We start from the raw sequence: 18,240 nt of genomic DNA, 5'->3' as shown, positions 1-18,240 counted from the left end.
CATCCTCCAACGAATGAATCCGGCGCGAGGCCAGCAAGAAGATCCCGGTGGTAGATTGCCACGGGGAGCGACGACGATGACCATTCACGGCCGGCACGCAGCATACACACTCGCAAGGGTGAGCCGGGCGCTGTGCGCGATGGCGGCAGCCTGCGCCATGGCAGCCTCGTCGCCGATCGCGCAGACACGATCGGAGAGCCGGCCATGGCTCGACCCCGATCTGCCGACCGCCCAGCGCGTCTCGGCGCTGGTCGGAGCGATGACGCTCGACGAGAAGGTCGGCCAGATGATGGACCAGGCGCCGGCCATCGACAGGCTCGGCGTCCCTGCCTATGGCTGGTGGAACGAGGCCCTGCACGGCGTGGCGCGAGCTGGCGTTGCCACGGTGTTCCCGCAGGCGATTGCGCTGGCCGCGACGTTCGACGAGCCGCTGATGCAGCGCGTGGCCACCGCCATCGGCGACGAGGCTCGCGCCAAGCATCATGAGTTCGTACGCCAGGGCCAGCGCGGTCGCTATCAGGGCCTGACCTTCTTCTCGCCCAACATCAACATCTTTCGCGATCCCCGCTGGGGCCGCGGCCACGAGACCTACGGCGAGGACCCGGTGCTCGCGGGTCGCATGGCCGTCGCATTCATCCGCGGCATGCAGGGCGACGATCCGCGCTACCTCAAGACCATCACCACGGCGAAGCACTACGCCGTGCACAGCGGTCCGGAAGCCGGCCGGCACACGTTCGATGCGAGAGTGAGCCGGCGCGATCTCGCGGAAACGTACCTGCCGCACTTCGAGCGGGCGGTTCGCGACGGCGGCGTGCTGTCCGTGATGACCGCCTACAACGCGGTCGACGGGGTGCCCGTCAGCGGCAGCCGCGCGCTGCTCGACGACCTGTTGCGCGCACGCTGGGGATTCGACGGATACGTGGTCACCGACTGTGGTGCCATCAACGACATGTGGAAACGGCACCGGTATTCAGCCGATGCGGCGGTGGCGTCCGCGCAGGCCGTCAGGGCCGGCACCGATCTCGAATGCGGAAGCGACTTCCGTCACCTCGCCGCAGCCGTGCAGCGCGGCCTGCTCACCGAGGCTGACATCGATCGCGCGCTCACGCGACTGTTCACGGCGCGGATGCGGCTCGGCCTGTTCGACCCCCCCGAGCGCGTGGCATACGCGCGGACCCCGTATGCACTGAACGATTCGACGGCGCACCGCGCGCTCAATCGCGACGTCGCGCGCAAGTCGCTCGTGCTCCTCGAGAACGACGGCGTGCTGCCCTTCGCGCCGACGCTGACGCGCCTGGCCGTCATCGGTCCCACCGCCGACGATCTCGACGCCCTGATCGGCAACTACAACGGCACGCCGTCGGCTCCGGTCACGATCCTCGCCGGGCTTCGGCAGGCCGCCGCGTCGCGCGGCATGACTGTCACGAGCGCGCGTGGGAGCGACATCACGCGCGGCACGTCCGAAGCCCGGCGCAAAGCGGTTGACGTAGCCGGGTCCAGCGATGCCGTGGTGATGGTCCTGGGCCTCACGGCCAGGCAGGAAGGCGAAGAGGGCGAGGACAAGAGCAATCCCGGCGGCGATCGCCGGGCGATCGAACTCCCCTCACCGCAGGTCCAGCTTTTCGACGAGGTCGCGGCACTCGGCAAGCCGATGATCGTGGTGATCACGGGAGGCAGTGCGCAGGCGATTCCCACGATCAAGGCGCGCGCCAACGCCATCCTCGTCGCGTGGTATCCGGGTGGTGAAGGCGGAGCCGCGGTGGCAGACGTCCTGTTCGGCGACGCCGACCCGGGAGGTCGCCTGCCCGTGACGTTCTACGCATCGACGGCCGACCTGCCGCCGTTCAGCGAGTACTCCATGCGCGAGCGGACGTACCGCTACTTCTCGGGCCAGCCGCTGTGGCCGTTCGGACACGGACGCAGCTACACGACATTCCGATACGACGATCTGCGCGTGGAGTCGACCCGCGAGGTGGGCGCGACACCCGTGCTCTCGGTCACTGTCACCAATACCGGCGCGCGTGCCGGTGACGATGTGGTGCTCGCCTTCGTGACACACGAGGGTGCAGGCGGGTCCGCGCCGCGCAGGGCGCTGGCGGCGTTCCGTCGCGTGACGCTCGAGGCCGGAGCATCCACTCGCGTGAACCTCCCACTGGACGCCGAACCGCTGACGCTCGTCGACGAGCAGGGAACGAGACGCCCGGCCGCAGGTCCGATCACCGTGACCCTCGGCGCGCTGTCGACCACCTTTCGTGGCACGGACGCGAGCGCGATGGAACGACGCAGGGGACTGAAGACGCCGTGAAGGCAGGGCAACGCATGCGTCACCCTGCGCGCGCGGGGACGGGTGCGGTGCGACGACAGACCGATCGTTTGCGCTGCCGCAAGGTATGGGCGCGGCAGACGCGTCATGCTCGGCGGCATGGCTACGCACCTGCACCTTCAGGCCGACCAGCTCTACCCCTTCGACGCACGTGGCATCGCCAAGCGATTTCGCCACGCTGCCATCTTCGGCGCGCTCGACGCACTCGTGCCAGGCGAGACGATGCGGTTCTGCAACGACCACGATCCGCTGCCGCTCCTGGCGCAGATCGAAGCCCGTTACGGTGACGCGGTCGGAATCGCGTACGTCCAGCGCGAGCCAGGTATGATCGTCATCGACTTCGAGAAGCTGGGCGCCTGATCGTCACCACCTGACATGACACTGCGCGCTGGAGACGAGATCCCCCTGTGGGAGCCGCTGTCTGCCGAGTCCCTGGCCGACCAGCGCGCCACGTACGATCGCGGGCGGGCGACATGCCCTGTCGCGCGTTCGCCGCGCGGCGTCACGCTCTTCCGGCATGCGGACGTCGCGGCAGCCGCCCTGGACCCGGGCACGTTCTCATCGGCTGTGTCCGGGTATCGTCAGGTGCCCAACAGTCTCGATCCGCCCGAGCATGCGGCGTTCCGCGCCGTCATCGACCCGTTCTTCACGTCGGAACGCATGCGCGAACTGGAACCGCGCGTGCGTGCGTGCGCCGAACGGATCGTGTCTGCCGTGCCGCGCGATGCCGTCGTGGACGCCGTGGTCGACATCGGCTATCCGTTCGCCGTCCACGCGCAGGTCGAGTGGCTCGGGTGGCACGGCGTCGAGGAGCGGCTGGTTGCGTGGATGGTGGAGAACCATGCGGCCACGCGGTCTGCCGACCGTTCGCAGACAGCCGCCGTCGCCGCCGCGTTCGACGAGATCGTCGCGGAGCAGGTGCGCGGTCGTCGCGCCCGTGGTGATGCGGCACCGGCGGACCCGACGACCGAACTGCTTCGCGTTCGTGTCGAGGACCGTCCGCTGAGCGACGCCGACGTCGTGTCGATCCTCCGGAACTGGACGGCTGGCGATCTCGGCTCCATCGCGGCCGCTCTTGGTGTCGTGATCCACTTCCTGGCGACGCATCCGGACGTCCAGGCGGAACTGCGCGCCGACGCCAGCGGCCTGGCGCCGGCGATCGACGAGATGCTCCGCATCGACGACCCGTTCCTCGTCAACCGTCGCCTCGTCACGCGTGACACCGATGTGGCGGGATTCCGGCTCGACGCGGGGACGCGCGTGTACCTGAACTGGACGTCGGCCAATCGTGACGAAGCGGTCTTCGACGATCCGGACGCGTATCGTCCTGCCGAGAATGCCGCGCACAACCTGGTGTACGGCGCTGGTGTACACGTGTGCCCTGGCCGTCCGCTCGCCACGCTCGAACTCGTGGCGGCGACAGACGCCCTGCTGCAGCACACGACGTCGATCGGGCTGGCCGACGATGTCGCCGCGGAGCGTGAGACGTATCCCGTCGGCGGATGGCGCCGACTGCCGATCCGACTCGTGTGAGGACTCGATACGTCGAGACTGCCGAAGGGAGAGGAAGCGGTCCCTACGGGCGCGGAGCGCGGTCGACGCGACGGATGCGCGTGATGGCGATCGGCGGGGTCAGCGTCTGTGTACCGGGTGCAACGGGCGCTGCCTGGATGCGGCGGACCACGTCCAGCCCACGCGTGACGCGGCCGAATGCGGCGAAGCCCTGGCCATCGGCGTTGCGGAGACCGCCGAAGTCGAGCGTCGGCTGGCTGCCGATCACGATGAAGAACTCGTCGGTCGCGGTGTCGGGCCCGCTGCGAGCCATCGACAACACACCATCGGTATGCGTGATGCCCGTGACGCGCGTCGGTTCCAGCATGATGGCGGGAAACGACTCGTCGCGCCGCGCGCGGTTCATCCGACCCTGCACCACTTCGATGGGGTAGTCCTTCCGCGATTCGGTGTCGGGACGCACGGTGCGGTGGAAGTCGCCCTGGTCGAACAGACCCGCATCGACATAGCGCAGGAAGTTGGCGGCCGTGATCGGCGCACGCACGAGATCGACCTCCGCGTCGATCGATCCCAGTGCCGTCTCGATGACGATGGGAACGGTGCCCGGCGTCGTGGATGACGGTGCCTGTGTCGACAGCGATAGCGCCGCCAGCGCGAAGACGAGGAGTGCGATCACCGCCGTAACCGTACCGCAGGTGAAGACACGTTGGCGAGCGTGCGGCCGGCACCATCCACGAGCCGTGGGCCTGCCGCATCGCGCCGCTGCAGGATGTCCGCCGAGCAGGGCCGCGTCCATGGCCCGTCCGGCGTGGGATGATTCTGGGGGCGAAGGGGGAGGCATGGCGTGATGACGGTGACGCATCCGGATATCGTGGCGCTCGAGCGCGCGCTCGAGGCGAACGAGGAGGAGGCGCGCGTCCTCGTCAGCGGCCTGACCGGGGAGCAGGGAACGTGGAATCCGGCGCCCGGGTCATGGAGCGTGGCCGAGTGTCTCGACCACATGGCCGCCGGCAACACCGCATACCTGACGGCGATGGAAGGCCCGGCGACGCGTGCACTGGCGAAGGGACGCCTCCGCCGTGGCCCGGCGGTCCCCGGCCTGTTCGGTGGCTGGGTCGTGCGGTCGATGGAGCCCGCGGCGAAATCGCCCATCACGGTTGGCGCGCCGCGCGCGATTCGCCCTCGGCCGGCCGTCTCGTTGCGCGATGGGTCGGATCGCTTCCTGACGTCCAACAGCGCCGTCCTCGCGTTCCTGCGCACGTATGCCGACCTCGATCTTGCCGGCGTGATGTACTGGAACCCGCTCTTCACGGGCCTGCGCTTCAGCCTGGCCACGGGCCTGCACGTCCTCGCCGCGCACGGCCGTCGTCACCTGCAGCAGGCCTGGCGCGTCAGGCGCGCCGGCGAGCAGTCGGGCGATCGCGCCTGGGTGTCGTAACGGAACTTCGCACGCGATCGCGCAACAGCGGATGCCATCATCGCGGGCGCGCCGCGTGCAGGCGCGCCAGCGCCTCGACGGCATCCTGCTCGGCCAGCGGCCACGCGCTGTAGCGCGGCAGGCACGCAGCCAGGCGCGCCCACTCCACATCCGTCGACTGGCGGGCGAGACGCGCGCGTGCGAGCTCGCACTCGGCTTCCGCGCGTCGCGGGTGCGACGCGTCGAGCCCGGTCATGCCTGTGAGCGCGTCGACGATGAGGGCTTCGGCGTCCGTGGTGCGGTCGGCATTCACGAGGAGATGGCCCAGCGTCACACGCGCCGTTCCCAGCGCCGCTCGCGCGCTGACGCGTGCGGTGTTGTCGGCGCCTGGCGCGGCGGCCATGCGTGACAGCGCGCCGACAGCACGCGAGGCTTCGCTGACGGCGTCTCCGGGGCGATCGAGTGCCGACAGGACACGCGCGCGCTGTGCGCGCATGCCCCACACGCCGGCGCGCAATTCCTCGTCGTCTCCGAGTGGATCGGCGATGGCGCGATCGAACCAGTTCAGGGCTTCGGCGTGACGGCGTTGCATGGTCAGCGCGCGGCCGATGCCTCGCGCGACATTGCGCGTGCGGAGATGACCATCGCCGAGCAGTCCACGATGGATCTCGAACGATTCCCGATAGTGCGCCTCCGCCTCGCGGTGCCGGCCGAGCCACTGCAGCGTCACGCCGGAGTTGTTGAGGAGATTCGCGACAACGAGGCTCTCGCGTCCGACGATCGATCGACCCAACTCCAGCGCCTCGGCCTGCAGCGCTGCCGCCTCGTCGTGCGCCCCGAGGCTGTCGAGCAACGTGGCATGATCGCCACGCAGACTGATCGCCGTCGGATGCCTCCGGAGGGCCGGTGTCCGGAAGACCGCCAGCGCGTCCGTGTAGTAGCGCCGCGCCTGGTCGGCCTCGCCACGCCTGTGATGGTGCGCGGCGAGTGACGCGAGTGCCTCGCCGACGAGTCGATCCGTTGCCGGCAGGAGCGCGCGCCGTATCTCCAGCGACTCGACGAGCAACGCACGGGACCGGACGAAATCGGTGGTCGCCACGGCTGGCGCCAGTGCCTGCAGTGCGGCAGCCGTCCGCAGATCGCGATCGCCGTATGCGGTGCGATGACGCGTCAGTGCCTCTTCGAGCAGCGCCGTGGCGCGCGCGGAATCGCCGGCGTGATGCCATGTCTCGCCGAGCGCGACGAGGACGTCGAGCGTCTCCGGCGAATCGGTGCCGCCGGCCGCGCGCAGCGACGTACCGGCGTCCTCCAGGGAACGCCGCGCGTCGGCGTACGCGCCGCGCGTCAGGTGGATCCGTCCGAACACGTACTGAAGGCGCGCCCTCACCTCAGGCGCGTCGCGCAGCGAGTCGAGGGCACGCACCTGGGCGCCGGCCAGGAACTCTCCCAGGGCCATGCGATGGCCGTCGGGCCGCACGGACGGGTTGGTGGTCTGGAACAGATCGACGAGGACGCCGACGACGTGATTGGCCGTGTCGCGTTCGTGTTGCGCCACGCGCCGTTGTTCGGCGAGCACGCGCGCCTGCCAGGCGGAGATGGCCGCGAACACGGCAAGGCTCACGACGATGGTGGTGGCAAGACCCACTGCCACGGGATTGCGCCGCACGAACGTCCTGACGCGATACCCGAGGGTGTCTGGCTGCGCGAGCACCGGCCGTCCCTCGAGATAGCGCGCGATCTCTTCGCCGAGTTGTCCGGCGGAGGCGTAGCGACGATCCGGGTCGTCCGCGATGGCTTTGCCGATGATGCGATCGAGATCGCGAGCCAGCGTCGTCGCCGGTGTGTGTCCCGGGCGCACGCCGGTCAACAACTCGTGCAGCAGGACGCCGAGCGCGTAGACGTCGGTGGCCGTCGTGACGGGATCGCCGCGGACCTGCTCAGGCGCCGCGTACGCGGGCGTCAGCGCGCGCATCTCCACGCGCGTGTCCGTTTCGCGCAATCCCCACGTCGACGGTTCCAGCAGCTTCGCGATGCCGAAGTCCATCAGTTTCACGTCGCCGTCGCGCGTGACGAGGATGTTGGACGGCTTGATGTCGCGATGCACGACGAGGGCGCGATGCGCGTGCTGCACGGCGTCGCACACGCGTCGGAACAACCGCAGGCGATCCGCTGCCGGTGCGCCGGAGTCCGTTGCCCAGCGCACGATCGGCACGCCGTCCACCAGTTCCATGACCAGGTACGGCGTGCCGTCCGGTGCGAAGCCACCATCGACCAGACCCGCGATGCACGGATGCTTCAGCGCCGCCAGCACCTGTCGTTCGATGCGGAAGCGCTCGACGGCAGATGGATTCCGAGCGCCGGACTGCAACAGCTTGACCGCGACTTCGAGATCGAACGCGCCGTCGCATCGGGCCGCGGCGTACACCACGCCCATGCCGCCTCGACCGATCGCACGTGCGACCCGCCACGGGCCAAGCCTCTGGCCCAGCCACGAGTCGGTGTCGCGCTCCTCACTCGACACCTCGTCTTGCACGAGCCGTTCGATCGACAGACGGGTGTCGTCAGTCGACGCGCGCAAGAGCGTCTCGACCTCCGCTCGCAGCGATGCATCCACCCCGGCGGCGTCGAGCGCCGCGGTGCGCGCGGAGTCCGGCAGGTCGCGCAACTGCGTGGACAGCTCTTCCAGTCGATCCCAGGACTCCGTGCTCACGACGTGGCAACCGCGATCAGGACCGCGTGTCGACGGCGGGGACGCCGATGACGTTGCGCAACCAGGCCAGCCCTGTCGTCCAACTGCGCTGTACGGTTTTCGGCGACAGGTTCAGTGCGTGTGCGGTTTCCTCGAGCGTGAGGCCGCCGAAGATCCGGCATTCGATGACCTGCCTGGCACGTGCGTTCCGGGCGTCGAGTGCGTCGAGCGCCGCGTCGATTGCGAGCACCTCCTCCATCTCGAGTGCGCTCAGGATCGGCACCTCCACATCGTCGAGCGACGCCACGTGTTGCGCGGCGCCTCGCTTGAGGCGCCGGTGGGCACGCGCGTGGTCGACGAGCACGCGCCGCATCGCCGCGCCCGCCACGAGCAGGAACGCCTGACGGTCGTGCGCCGCGATCTGCCGCTGCCGCAGGAGGCGAAGGTAGACCTCGTGGACGAGTGCTGTTGCCGACAGCGTGTGCGCCGCCGACTCACGGGCGAGCTGGCGTCGCGCCAGCGATCGCAGCTCGCCATACACGAGCGGCACGAGCCGATCCCTCGCACTCGTATCGCCCTCGCGCCATTCCGACAGACACCGTGTGACAGGGCCTTCCATGGGCGTGACCAGGTTCACGCGCGGTCGACGCGATCCCCAGTTGTGGAGGAAACGATGACAAGACGACCAACCGCACGCCTGCTGATGGTCATGGCTCTGCCGTGGCTCCTGGCGACGCCCGCCGCGGCAGAGCCGTTCGACCTGATCGGAGTGTCGTACGAGGTGAACACCGGCGTGCGTCTCATCTTCGGGTCGTCGGATCTCCGGGATGGCCTGCCGATCGCGTTTCCGATTCGCGAGTATCTCGCGGTCAGGCCCTATACCGCCCAGCCTGTCGTTCCCGGCTCCGGCGACAGGAACGAGAGCTACGTGGCGTACGCGGCGGGTAACCCCGACAGCGGATTCGGGTCGGCGTTGGCCGATGCCAGCACGCTCGAAGTGGGCATCGACAAGAACGTCGGCGCGCCCGGCGGATCCGTCGCACTCGCGCGGATGAGCATGACGATCAAGAACAGCCATGACGACCGCAGCCTCGATCTCATGCAGTTCTCGTTCGGGATCCCAGCCGGACACATCGAGATCACCGACTTCTCCGAGACCTTCGACGCGGTCTTCGGACGCGTGATTGCGTCGATCGACTACGTACTCAAGAGTCCGGCGGGCGGGTTCGGGGGCACGTGGGACGAGACGACGGGCTCGCTCCTCGACTACTACGTCCGTATGGACGGCGACTCAGGACTACCGCCGCCGCATCAGGTCCAGACGACGAGCAGCGGCCACGCGGATCTGACGACCACATTGGACGGCAACACTTTCCGGATGGACATCGGCGCGTACGCAGCAACGCTCGCGCTGCCGTCGATCCCGCCGTATGGCGAACTGACCGTCTACTACGACATGTACGCGTATGTCGGCGCGGCGCGCGCCGAGGTCCTGGCCGAGGCGTTCCTCGGCGACCCGATGACCCTCTCGTCGGACGGCTGGTTCAGGCTCACGTCGCTCGACGACGCCGGCTCGGACGACCAGACCACCGTTCCCGAACCGGGCGGGCTGTTGCTCGTCGCCTGCGGCATGCTCGGCGCCGCGCTTCTGCGTGCTACTGGCCGTCCGGCAGGACGGTCAACTGGATCGCGTTGCTCGCGTCAGCAGACCACGTGCGAGCAGTCGGCGACGTCCTTGCGGGGATGAAGTCGGCCGGTGACGCCAACTCGACGTCCAGGTCGAGCCGCTCCCTGGTTGCCGGGATCGCCTGCAGAACGGCATCCGCGTCATCGCTCTCCAGCCGGTGTTCCCCGCCCCGAGCGAGCCGACGCCGGTGATCCGAGTGGGCGCACGGCTGACCAACGGGCTGGAAGAGCCCGTGAAGCAATCGCGAGCGGGCGTGAAGGCGCGGGTCCTGTCGCCGGCCCGCGCCCGACGTCTGAGTTCCGGTGCCCGGTGCCCGGTCAGGACACGTCTGCTGGCACTGACACGCCGCGGCGCTCGGCCATCTCCTGACCGATCTGTTGCAGTGTCCGTTCGTCGAGGACGCGGGCGGCAACGGGAAACACTTCATCGTCCTCAACGGCGATGTGGGCTCGGTACAGTGCCTGCAACGCCGCCAGATGCTGACGCAGCGCTGCCGCTTCCGGCGCGGCGAGTCCGTCATCCTGCAGCCAGCGATGCACGAGCCCGTTCACGACGTCGTGGTGCGCGTCGGCCGTGTCGTGGTCGCGTTCGAGCCGCTGCACGAGTGACAGTGCCCTCCGGACGTCGGCATCACCGTTGGCGCGCAGACGCGGGAACAGGCTGTCCTCCTCGTCGGCCGTATGGTGCGGCGCTGCCTGCTCGAAGTACTTCACGGCCGCTTCGAGTGCGTGCCGGTGCTCGGCGTCGAGCCGACCACCGGACAGGCGCTGGTCGACGGTGACGAGCACCTGCAGGAAGTGCTCGATCCGCCGATGGCAGTCGCTCAGCAGCCCGAGCGGCTCGTCGAACCCGTGATGCGTCTGTCCCCCGATCTGGATGCGCACGTCCCGATTATGACGCACCGAGGGTGCGCCATTCAGGACCGCGACGATCGCCAATGGCTCACTGGCGTCGCCGATTGTGCCTGGAGTTCTTGCTTGATGCGCGTCATGGTGGTGGGCCCGTCCACGACTCGTCCAGTCCGAGCGTCGAGGCACCGGGCACCGGATTCCCGCGCGCCCCGGCGGGTTCTACCGGAGGGGCTTGAAGGACACGGTTTCCTGGACGGTGCCCTGGAGGTCGTGCACCTGCAGCGTGAGCTGTTGCGCGTCGGCGGCGCCGCCGATCCATGTGGCGCCCTCGAGCCTCGGACCGCCGCCGACGAGTTGGCCGTACGGGAATTCGGTGGTGGGAGGCAGCCACGCGCGGCGGTGCGTGTGGCCGGAGACGATGACCTGTGTCTTCCACGCCACGAGCGAGTCGTGCCACGCGGCGCGGCTGCGGCCGCTGTGGCGATCGAACCCCGTGGCGGCGTAGTCCTGCGGACCTTCATCGAGCCACCGCAGCGGGATGTGGCAGAACACCACGCGATACGGCGCGTCGCTGATGCCCGGCTGCCGAATCGTGTCGGCCAGCCAGGCCGCCTGTTCCCTGCGCAGCGCATCGAACGCGACGCGGCCGCCGAAACTGGGATGGTCGTCGGGCTTGTCTTCGCCCGTGTGCAGGCAGATCACCGCGACGGGTCCAGACCTGAAGGCGTAGAAGGGGCGCGCCGACGGCGTGGCGACGATGTCGGGCATCTCGAATGCGCGAGGTCCCCGCACGTCGTGATTGCCGAACGTGAGGAGCAGGGGCCGGCCTTCCGTGATGTCGCACTCTCCGGGGTGCAGCAGCGTCGGCACGAGGATGTCCGACGTCTTCCAGTCGTTGCACGTGTCGCCGTTCCAGACGAGGAAGTCGGCGGCGGGCGTCACCTCGTGAAGGCGCTTGATGGTCTCGTCGTGGATGTGGGTGTCGTTCCAGACGACGAACGACGTACGAGCCGCTGACGGATCCAGCGTCCGGAACGACTTCCACGCACTCGGGATCTCGGCCGTCTCTCCGGCGGCCCGCGTCACGGTGCGAAGCCGATACGTCGCGCCTGGCGTGAAGCCCTGCAGACGCACGCGCAGGACGTGTTCGCCCTGCGGGACGAAGCCGAACGACGTGGTGGCCGTGTTCCCGCGCGTGCCGTCGGCGGCCTCCCACTCGACGCGGCCCGTGCAGAGGCGGTTCACCGCCCAGATCGCCTCGACACCATCGGGACGCGGTGCCATCAGCACGAGCGGCGTACGAACGGGCGATGGCCCCTGCGTCGCGACCGCCGTAGCCTCGCGGCTGGTGCCCAGCACACCGACGAGCCCGGACGTGAGCGAATTGACGAAATGGCGGCGCTTCATCAGGGAGGGCTCCTCGGCAGTCAGCCTACCACCCCTGCACCGAGGCCTCCGTCAATGCGCGTTGACGTGGTACTGCATGGTCATGGCGATCTGCTCGGCTCGCCGCTTGGCTTCGGTGGCCATCGGCCCGGCGAACTCCTGGTCGACGGTCTGGTGGAAGAGCGTGATCCATCTGCCGAACTCGCGTTCGGCGAGCGGCGTCTTGCGCGAGAGCATGACGTGCGTCGCGAGCGGGTTGCCCTTGAACCCCGGCGTGCCGAAGAGCACCGCGTCCCAGAAGGCGTACATCTTGGGCAGGTGTTCGGCCCAGTCGACGTGCGCGACGTCATCGAAGATCGGGCCCAGCAGGTCGTCTCCCCGCACGAGTCCGTAGAACGTGTCGACGAGGCGTTCGATGTCCGGACGCGAAGTGATGTCTGTCATGCCGATTTCCTCCGGACGTGCAGCCGATGCACGCGCGCGGCCCACTGCGGCTCGCCGATCGCGTCGGCCACGGTCCACCTGTCGAGCACCTCGAAGAACGCGCTGGACGCGTTGCTCAATGCACGTTTGATGCCGCACGCCCGCGTGAGCGGGCATGCGCTCCCTGTCTCGAAGCACTCGACGAGCGCGAGCGTGCCTTCGGTGCGCCTGACGACGTCGCCGAGGCGAATGCGGTCCGGCGCCGCCGCGAGGCGGAACCCGCCGCGTCTGCCGCGCACCGTCCGCACGTACCCGAACCGCTGCAGCGCGTGGACGACCTTGACCATATGGTTGCGAGACACGCCGAACGCCGCGGCGACATCGGCCGTCACGCACTGCTGCTCGGGTTGCGATGCCGCATACACGAGGACGCGCAGGCTGTAGTCGGTGAACGCGTTAAGCTGCATACGCCATGCAAGTTTAAATCGGCAACCGGCAACCGGCAACCGGCAACCGGCAACCGGGAGGCCCAGGGGCCCGAGGTCGAAGGACGAAGAGGGAAGAGAGACAGAATGGGCGCGGGAGTCCCTGCCATGACGCGAACGGACACGCACGACCACCAACGACTCGAAGCCGTGAGGCAGGCCTGTCTCGAGGCAGCCATGGCTGCGTACGAAGACGCAGGGATTCGCGGACTGTGCGTCGAGGGGCGCTGGGAGTGCGCGCTCGACGCCATCCGCTCGGTGGACCTCGCGTCTGTCGTCACCGAACTCCCCTTGGCGATGAATGACGGGCCGGGACTAGCCTAGTGCATACCAGCTAATCTCTCGCCGCTTTGAAGCTAACCCCACCGGAATCGCCCGGCCGCTGTCACGGTTCGTGCCTGAGTGCCGTACATTCGATCGCTTGATTCGCTCGATCTTCCGCCCTGTCCTCAGGCCGTGGGGCCTGCTGCTCGTGACTATTGCCGTGTGCATCGGCCTCCACGTCCGCGCGAGTGCGGCGATGCAGGATGCCGGGCAAGGACCCGTGGTGCTGCGGATCCTCATCGTGGCGTCGGAGAGCGAGGCGCAGCGCGTGCTTGCACGGGCGAAGGCGGGCGAGGACTTCGCGACGCTGGCGCGCGAGCATTCTGTCGATCCGTCGGCCCCGGACGGCGGGCTGCTGGGTTCGATCGACCCGGCGCAGCTCCGCCCCGAATTGCGTGACGCGCTGCGCGGTGTCCGACCGGGACAGGTCACGTCGGTGGTGGCGGTGCCCGCCGGCTTCGCGCTCGTGCAGGTCGTGTCGCACGGCGCGGCAGTCGGCGCCAGACCCGACCCCACCAACCCCGGGCTGACGGCGTCGGGAAGCGTGAAGTACGTGCTGAACATCTCGGGCTTCGGCGAGGTGTTGACCGGGCAGGATGCCCTGCCGAAACCCGACGGGTGGAACACGCTCCCGGGCAGCATCTGCCAGGCGCGCCGCGACGCCGTTGACAGCCTCACACGCCGGTACGAACAACTGCTGGGGCCTGGTGGCGCGGCAGTGACCATGCCGCCGCCGCGCGTGCTGCAACTGCACTTCGGGCTCGGACAGACGTATGCGTACAGCGGGCGGATGGACGCGGTCATCGATCAGTTCTCGAAGGCGCTCGCGCTGGTGGTCACGCATGCGTCACCGTCGGATCCCACGGCCGTCCAGCTCGAAGAGGCGCTCGGCATCGCGTGGTTGCGGAAGGCGGAGATGGACAACAGCGTGCAGGAGCACGCCGACGATCGCTGCCTGCTGACGCCGCTGGGTCTCGCGCCGTATGCCGACACCACGGCCTCCCGCAAGGCGATCGAGCACTTCCTCCGCTACCTGTCGCACAGGCCCGACGAGCTCGAAGTGAAGTGGATGCTCAACATCGCCTACATGACGGTGGGGGGCTATCCGAAGGAAGTGCCGCCCGCGCACCTCATCCCGCCGTCCACGTTCGAATCCGCAGAAGACCTCGGTCGCTTCACCGACGTGGCGAGGGACGTGGGGCTGCACTCCGTGGCGACGTCAGGGTCGTCGCTCGTCGACGACTTCGACAACGATGGCCTGCTCGACTTCATCACCTCGAGCTCGGACCCCTGCGCGCAGATGAAGTCGTTCCGTCGGCTGCCCGACGGCACGTTCGCGGACGTCACCGCCGCGTCGGGGCTCACGGGGCAGCTCGGCGGCCTCAATGCGGTGCACGCCGACTACGACAACGACGGGTGCGTGGACATCCTGGTGTTGCGCGGAGGTTGGGACCGTCCGCAGCGCAAGTCGCTGCTGCGCAACGACTGCAAGGGCGGCTTCGCGGACGTCACGGTGGCCGCCGGCCTCGACGGGCCGATCACCGCGACGCAGGCGGCCGTGTGGACCGACATCGACAACGACGGGCTGCTCGACATCTTCGTCGGCCAGGAGGGCGGCGAGGCGCAGCTCCATCTGAACCAGGGCGACGGCACGTTCCGCGAGATCGGGAAGGCGGCGGGCCTGACGCACGTCGCGTTCACCAAGGGCGTGGTGGCGTTCGACTACGACAACGACGGCTGGCAGGACCTGTATGCGTCCAACCTCACCGGCGAGAGCTTCCTCTATCGCAACAACCGCGACCGCACGTTTACCGAAGTGGCGTTGGCCGCCGGTGTGCCCGGCTCGCTGAAGGCGTTCGCGTCGTGGGCGTTCGACTACGACAACGATGGCTGGCAGGACCTGTTCGTCACCAGCTACTACACGTCAGTCGTCGAGTCGGCGCGCACCTACCTCGGCCTGCCGCCGAACGGCACCACGCTGAAGCTCTATCGCAACAAGGGCGACGGCACCTTCGCCGACGTGTCGATGGCGGTCGGCCTCGGCAAGGTGTTCATGCCGATGGGCGCCAACTTCGGCGACATCGACAACGACGGCTGGCTCGACATCTATCTCGGGACCGGCAACCCGTCCTACGGCGCGCTCACGCCGAGCTCGCTGTTGCGCAACAAGGACGGCACGCGCTTCGTGGACGTGACGTTCTCGTCGGGGACCGGTGAACTGCACAAGGGTCACGGGGTGTCGTTCGCCGATCTCGACAACGATGGTGACCAGGACATCGTCTTCGAGGTGGGCGGCGCGGTGCCGGGCGACTCCCACGCCGTGCGCCTCTTCCGCAACCCCGGCCACGGCAACGACTGGCTGGCGTTGAAACTGGTGGGCGTCAAGAGCAACCGCAGCGCGATCGGCGCGCGGATCGCCGTGACGGCCGAGGGGCCCGCCGGCCAGCGCGTCATGCATCGCACGGTGACGACGGGCGGATCGTTCGGGGGCTCCCCGCTCCTGCAGCACATCGGACTCGGCAAGGCCGATCGCGTCGTGCGGGTGGACGTGTGGTGGCCGTCGACCAACACGCGTCAGCGCTTCACGAACCTGACCGCGAACCAGACGTTCGAGATCACGGAGTTCGAGCCCGTCGCCAAGCCGCTCGCGCGCGCTGTACTCCCACTCGGAAAGGTGACGTCCCGTGCCGCCACGCACGCGCACTAGAACGCTCGGCCTCCTCGCCGCCGCGTCCATCGCCTGGAGCGCCCCGGTTGTCGCACAGGACGAGGCAACCACGCGTCACCAGGTCGCCGGCATGGTGATCGAGGTCCACCCGACCCGTGAGCAGATGACTGTCTCGCACGAGGACATCGAGGGCGTGATGCCGGCGATGACGATGCCGTTCGAGGTGCGCGACAGCAAGGAACTCGATGGCGTGCACCCGGGCGCGCGCATCACGTTCACGCTCGTGATGGGGCCAGATTCCTCGCACGCCGAAGGCGTCCGCGTGCTCCAGTACCGCACGGCGGAGCAGGATCCGTTCACGGCCAACAGGCTCTCGGTGCTCTCCGAGATGGTCACCGGTCAGGCGCGCGGCGGCATCGCCGTCGGGACAGCGGTTCCGGACTTCCGGTTGATCGATCACACGCGGCGCGTGGTGAGGCTGTCCGATCTGCGGGGCCGCGTCGTGGCGGTCAACTTCATCTACACGAGCTGCACCCAGCCGCAGTTCTGCTTCCGAGTGGCCAATCAGTTCGGCGCCCAGCAGCGACGGTTCAGCACAGAGCTCGAGGACGACCTCGTCTTCCTGACGATCACGTTCGATCCCGTGCGCGACACGCCGGAAGTCCTGGCGGCGTACGCCAGGACGGCGCTGCGTGCGGCGACGGATGGCTGGCGCTTTCTCACGGGCGATCCCGCCGAGGTCCGCCGCGTGTGCGACACGTTCGGTGTCGACTACTTCCTCGACGAGGGATTCATGAACCACACCTCGCGAACCGCGGTGATCGATCGGCAGGGCGTACTCGTGGCCAACATCGAGGGAAACCAGTTCACGTCGCGCCAGCTCGGAGACCTGCTCCAGAGCGTGCTGCGCCGCTGACGCGTCAGGCGGCGTCGCGCGTGCCGCGGATCACGTGGCGACGGACCAGGCGGAGCGGGCGCCGCCACGTCAGCGACAGCGCCGACGGCGGCCACTCGCCGGGGCTGGCATCATCCGCGGCCGGCACACGCCACAACGCCCACGCGTGCCGGGCGACATCGATCCAGCCATCCCTGCTGCGGAAGTGATCGCCGAGCCAGTCGGCGAAGGGCGGCTTGAATCGTCCGCGTTCGATCCGCGTCACGACGGCACGCGCCGCGCGATCGGCACGCGCGCCGGGACGCCACGGCAACGGCGTGTCGAACAGGGCGTGACTGATCCCGAGTGCCGCTTCCACGGCCGTGACGCACCGCAACTCGCCGGCCAGCGTACGCGTGCGATCCCAGTCGACGTCGGCGCGCGTCGCGATGGCGGCGATGTCGGCGATCCACGACAGCCGTTCCCATCCATGGCAGAAGCCGTGGACCGCAAGGTGCGGAACGCTGTCTTCCCACGACGGCATGGCCACGTGGCAACTGCCGAGCCGCACCTCTCGACGGTCGTGCCACAACGCCTCGAAGGGGCGGCTGCGTCCCATCAAGGGACCAGTGAGTCGCGCGTGCAGTTCGACGACCCGGCCGCGTGCGTCGGTGAACGCGAACTCATGGTGCAGCCGGGCCCATCGCGTGAACTCGTCCGACCCGCCGTCCTGCCATGGGTGGCCCGGTACGAAACCGAGACCGCGCAGCACTCCGGCGATGGTGCCCGCGTGGACGGGTGAGACGAGCACGTCGAGATCGACGGAGTGGCGGCGCGCAAGGTCGCCGTACAGGGCCGTCGAGAGGGCGATGCCCTTGAGCACCATCAGCGGGATGCCGGCGTGCTCGGCCTCCTGCCGCAGGGTCGTCAGCAACGCCGCTTGTGCCAGTGCCCTGCTCACGGCGTCGGCCCGCAGGCGCGCGATCCGTTCGCGTACATCTGCTGGCCACCCGTCGGCGACTGCCACGTCGTGTCCCCACGACAACAACCCTTGCGTGTACAGCGTCCGCACGACGTGATCGTCTGCGGGGGCCGGGCCTCCACCTTCGCCCGACGTCGCGCCCCGCTCGTCGTCGGGGCTACGGCGGACAGGTGGCCGGCTCGCCACGTCGCCTGTTGCGAGCGCGACCAGCCGCCTGGCCATGCGATCAGCCACGCGGCACTCCCGCCGGGTGCAACGGCCGGTAGTCGCTCGACAACGCATCGAGCGACCGTCCGTCGATCTCGACCCACGCATGCGCGGCGAACCCCGCGGCGTCGTGACGGGCGCCGTAGCGAACCGTGGACGCCTGTCCCTGCCACGCCAACAGGATCTGCGTGGCAAGCGCGCGTGTGAGACAGGAGGCCGAAGGAATGAAGCGCGCGATGCGGTGGACGCGCCCGGCGACGTGCGTGGGCATCTCCCGTACGGCGCCGAACCGCCATGTGCGCCCACGCGTGACGAGGCGCTCGACGCGCGCGAAGGGCAGCGTCCACAGGCACACGCGAACCACGGCGACGACGGTCGCGGCGATCGCGAGGCGCCAGAGACGCGACAGCAT

At 68.9% G+C, this 18,240-nt stretch carries 17 protein-coding genes; 8 read left to right on the top strand and 9 right to left on the bottom strand.

Annotation, left to right across the window (positions count from 1 at the left end):
* Nucleotides 1–157: 157 nt before the first annotated feature.
* The 3 genes from IT182_09815 to IT182_09805 all read left to right on the top strand — a co-directional run bounded on the left by IT182_09815 (nt 158) and on the right by IT182_09805 (nt 3,856).
* The gene (locus IT182_09815) at nt 158–2,305 is read left to right on the top strand and encodes a glycoside hydrolase family 3 C-terminal domain-containing protein (GenBank protein ID MCC6163632.1); all 2,148 of its coding nucleotides are present in this window, start codon (nt 158–160) and stop codon (nt 2,303–2,305) included.
* A gap of 117 nt (nt 2,306–2,422) precedes the next feature.
* Nucleotides 2,423–2,683: a DUF2249 domain-containing protein gene (locus IT182_09810; GenBank protein ID MCC6163631.1), complete on the top strand. Its 261-nt coding sequence runs from the start codon at nt 2,423–2,425 to the stop codon at nt 2,681–2,683.
* 15 nt (nt 2,684–2,698) lie between these two features.
* Entirely contained in the window at nt 2,699–3,856 is a 1,158-nt protein-coding gene (locus tag IT182_09805) for a cytochrome P450 (GenBank protein ID MCC6163630.1), read from the top strand.
* A 43-nt stretch (nt 3,857–3,899) separates the two neighbouring features.
* Here IT182_09805 and IT182_09800 read toward each other — a convergent pair whose 3' ends face one another.
* Complete coding sequence (locus IT182_09800) at nt 3,900–4,631, bottom strand: peptidylprolyl isomerase (protein ID MCC6163629.1); 732 nt, start codon at nt 4,629–4,631, stop codon at nt 3,900–3,902.
* Between the two features lie 57 nt (nt 4,632–4,688).
* Between IT182_09800 and IT182_09795 the strand changes: the two genes are divergently transcribed.
* A complete protein-coding gene (locus IT182_09795) occupies nt 4,689–5,273 on the top strand; it encodes a DinB family protein (protein MCC6163628.1) in 585 nt (194 codons plus the stop codon).
* A 37-nt stretch (nt 5,274–5,310) separates the two neighbouring features.
* Here IT182_09795 and IT182_09790 read toward each other — a convergent pair whose 3' ends face one another.
* Nucleotides 5,311–7,962, bottom strand: coding sequence for a serine/threonine protein kinase (locus tag IT182_09790; GenBank protein ID MCC6163627.1), 2,652 nt, complete (start codon nt 7,960–7,962; stop codon nt 5,311–5,313).
* 16 nt (nt 7,963–7,978) lie between these two features.
* Nucleotides 7,979–8,578: a sigma-70 family RNA polymerase sigma factor gene (locus IT182_09785; protein ID MCC6163626.1), complete on the bottom strand. Its 600-nt coding sequence runs from the start codon at nt 8,576–8,578 to the stop codon at nt 7,979–7,981.
* Nucleotides 8,579–8,614: 36 nt separating this feature from the next.
* On the opposite strand from IT182_09785, the gene IT182_09780 reads away from it, so the two are divergent.
* Nucleotides 8,615–9,688 carry a hypothetical protein gene (locus IT182_09780; protein ID MCC6163625.1) on the top strand — a complete coding sequence of 358 codons (1,074 nt, stop codon included), beginning with the start codon at nt 8,615–8,617 and terminating at the stop codon, nt 9,686–9,688.
* Nucleotides 9,689–9,945: 257 nt separating this feature from the next.
* Here IT182_09780 and IT182_09775 read toward each other — a convergent pair whose 3' ends face one another.
* The 4 genes from IT182_09775 to IT182_09760 all read right to left on the bottom strand — a co-directional run bounded on the left by IT182_09775 (nt 9,946) and on the right by IT182_09760 (nt 12,755).
* The gene (locus IT182_09775; GenBank protein ID MCC6163624.1) at nt 9,946–10,512 is read right to left on the bottom strand and encodes a hemerythrin domain-containing protein; all 567 of its coding nucleotides are present in this window, start codon (nt 10,510–10,512) and stop codon (nt 9,946–9,948) included.
* A 186-nt stretch (nt 10,513–10,698) separates the two neighbouring features.
* Nucleotides 10,699–11,886, bottom strand: a complete 1,188-nt coding sequence (locus tag IT182_09770) for a metallophosphoesterase (GenBank protein ID MCC6163623.1) — start codon at nt 11,884–11,886, stop codon at nt 10,699–10,701.
* 51 nt (nt 11,887–11,937) lie between these two features.
* Nucleotides 11,938–12,309 (bottom strand): group III truncated hemoglobin, encoded by a 372-nt coding sequence (locus IT182_09765; protein MCC6163622.1) that lies wholly within the window; start codon nt 12,307–12,309, stop codon nt 11,938–11,940.
* Nucleotides 12,306–12,755 (bottom strand): Rrf2 family transcriptional regulator, encoded by a 450-nt coding sequence (locus IT182_09760; protein ID MCC6163621.1) that lies wholly within the window; start codon nt 12,753–12,755, stop codon nt 12,306–12,308. Before IT182_09760 ends, IT182_09765 begins: the two co-directional genes overlap by 4 nt.
* Before the next feature lie 126 nt (nt 12,756–12,881).
* On the opposite strand from IT182_09760, the gene IT182_09755 reads away from it, so the two are divergent.
* From IT182_09755 to IT182_09745, 3 genes are all read left to right on the top strand, one after another.
* Complete coding sequence (locus IT182_09755; GenBank protein MCC6163620.1) at nt 12,882–13,097, top strand: acetyltransferase; 216 nt, start codon at nt 12,882–12,884, stop codon at nt 13,095–13,097.
* A 97-nt stretch (nt 13,098–13,194) separates the two neighbouring features.
* Nucleotides 13,195–15,804 carry a VCBS repeat-containing protein gene (locus tag IT182_09750; GenBank protein ID MCC6163619.1) on the top strand — a complete coding sequence of 870 codons (2,610 nt, stop codon included), beginning with the start codon at nt 13,195–13,197 and terminating at the stop codon, nt 15,802–15,804.
* A complete protein-coding gene (locus tag IT182_09745) occupies nt 15,782–16,681 on the top strand; it encodes an SCO family protein (protein ID MCC6163618.1) in 900 nt (299 codons plus the stop codon). Before IT182_09750 ends, IT182_09745 begins: the two co-directional genes overlap by 23 nt.
* 4 nt (nt 16,682–16,685) lie before the next feature.
* Here IT182_09745 and IT182_09740 read toward each other — a convergent pair whose 3' ends face one another.
* The gene (locus IT182_09740) at nt 16,686–17,855 is read right to left on the bottom strand and encodes a nucleotidyltransferase family protein (protein MCC6163617.1); all 1,170 of its coding nucleotides are present in this window, start codon (nt 17,853–17,855) and stop codon (nt 16,686–16,688) included.
* Nucleotides 17,848–18,240, bottom strand: coding sequence for a lasso peptide biosynthesis B2 protein (locus IT182_09735; GenBank protein MCC6163616.1), 393 nt, complete (start codon nt 18,238–18,240; stop codon nt 17,848–17,850). Before IT182_09735 ends, IT182_09740 begins: the two co-directional genes overlap by 8 nt.

Source organism: Acidobacteriota bacterium, assembly GCA_020845575.1.
Lineage (GTDB): Bacteria > Acidobacteriota > Vicinamibacteria > Vicinamibacterales > Vicinamibacteraceae > Luteitalea.
Note: the sequence above shows the minus strand (reverse complement) of the source record. Positions and strands in the feature narration are given on the sequence as shown.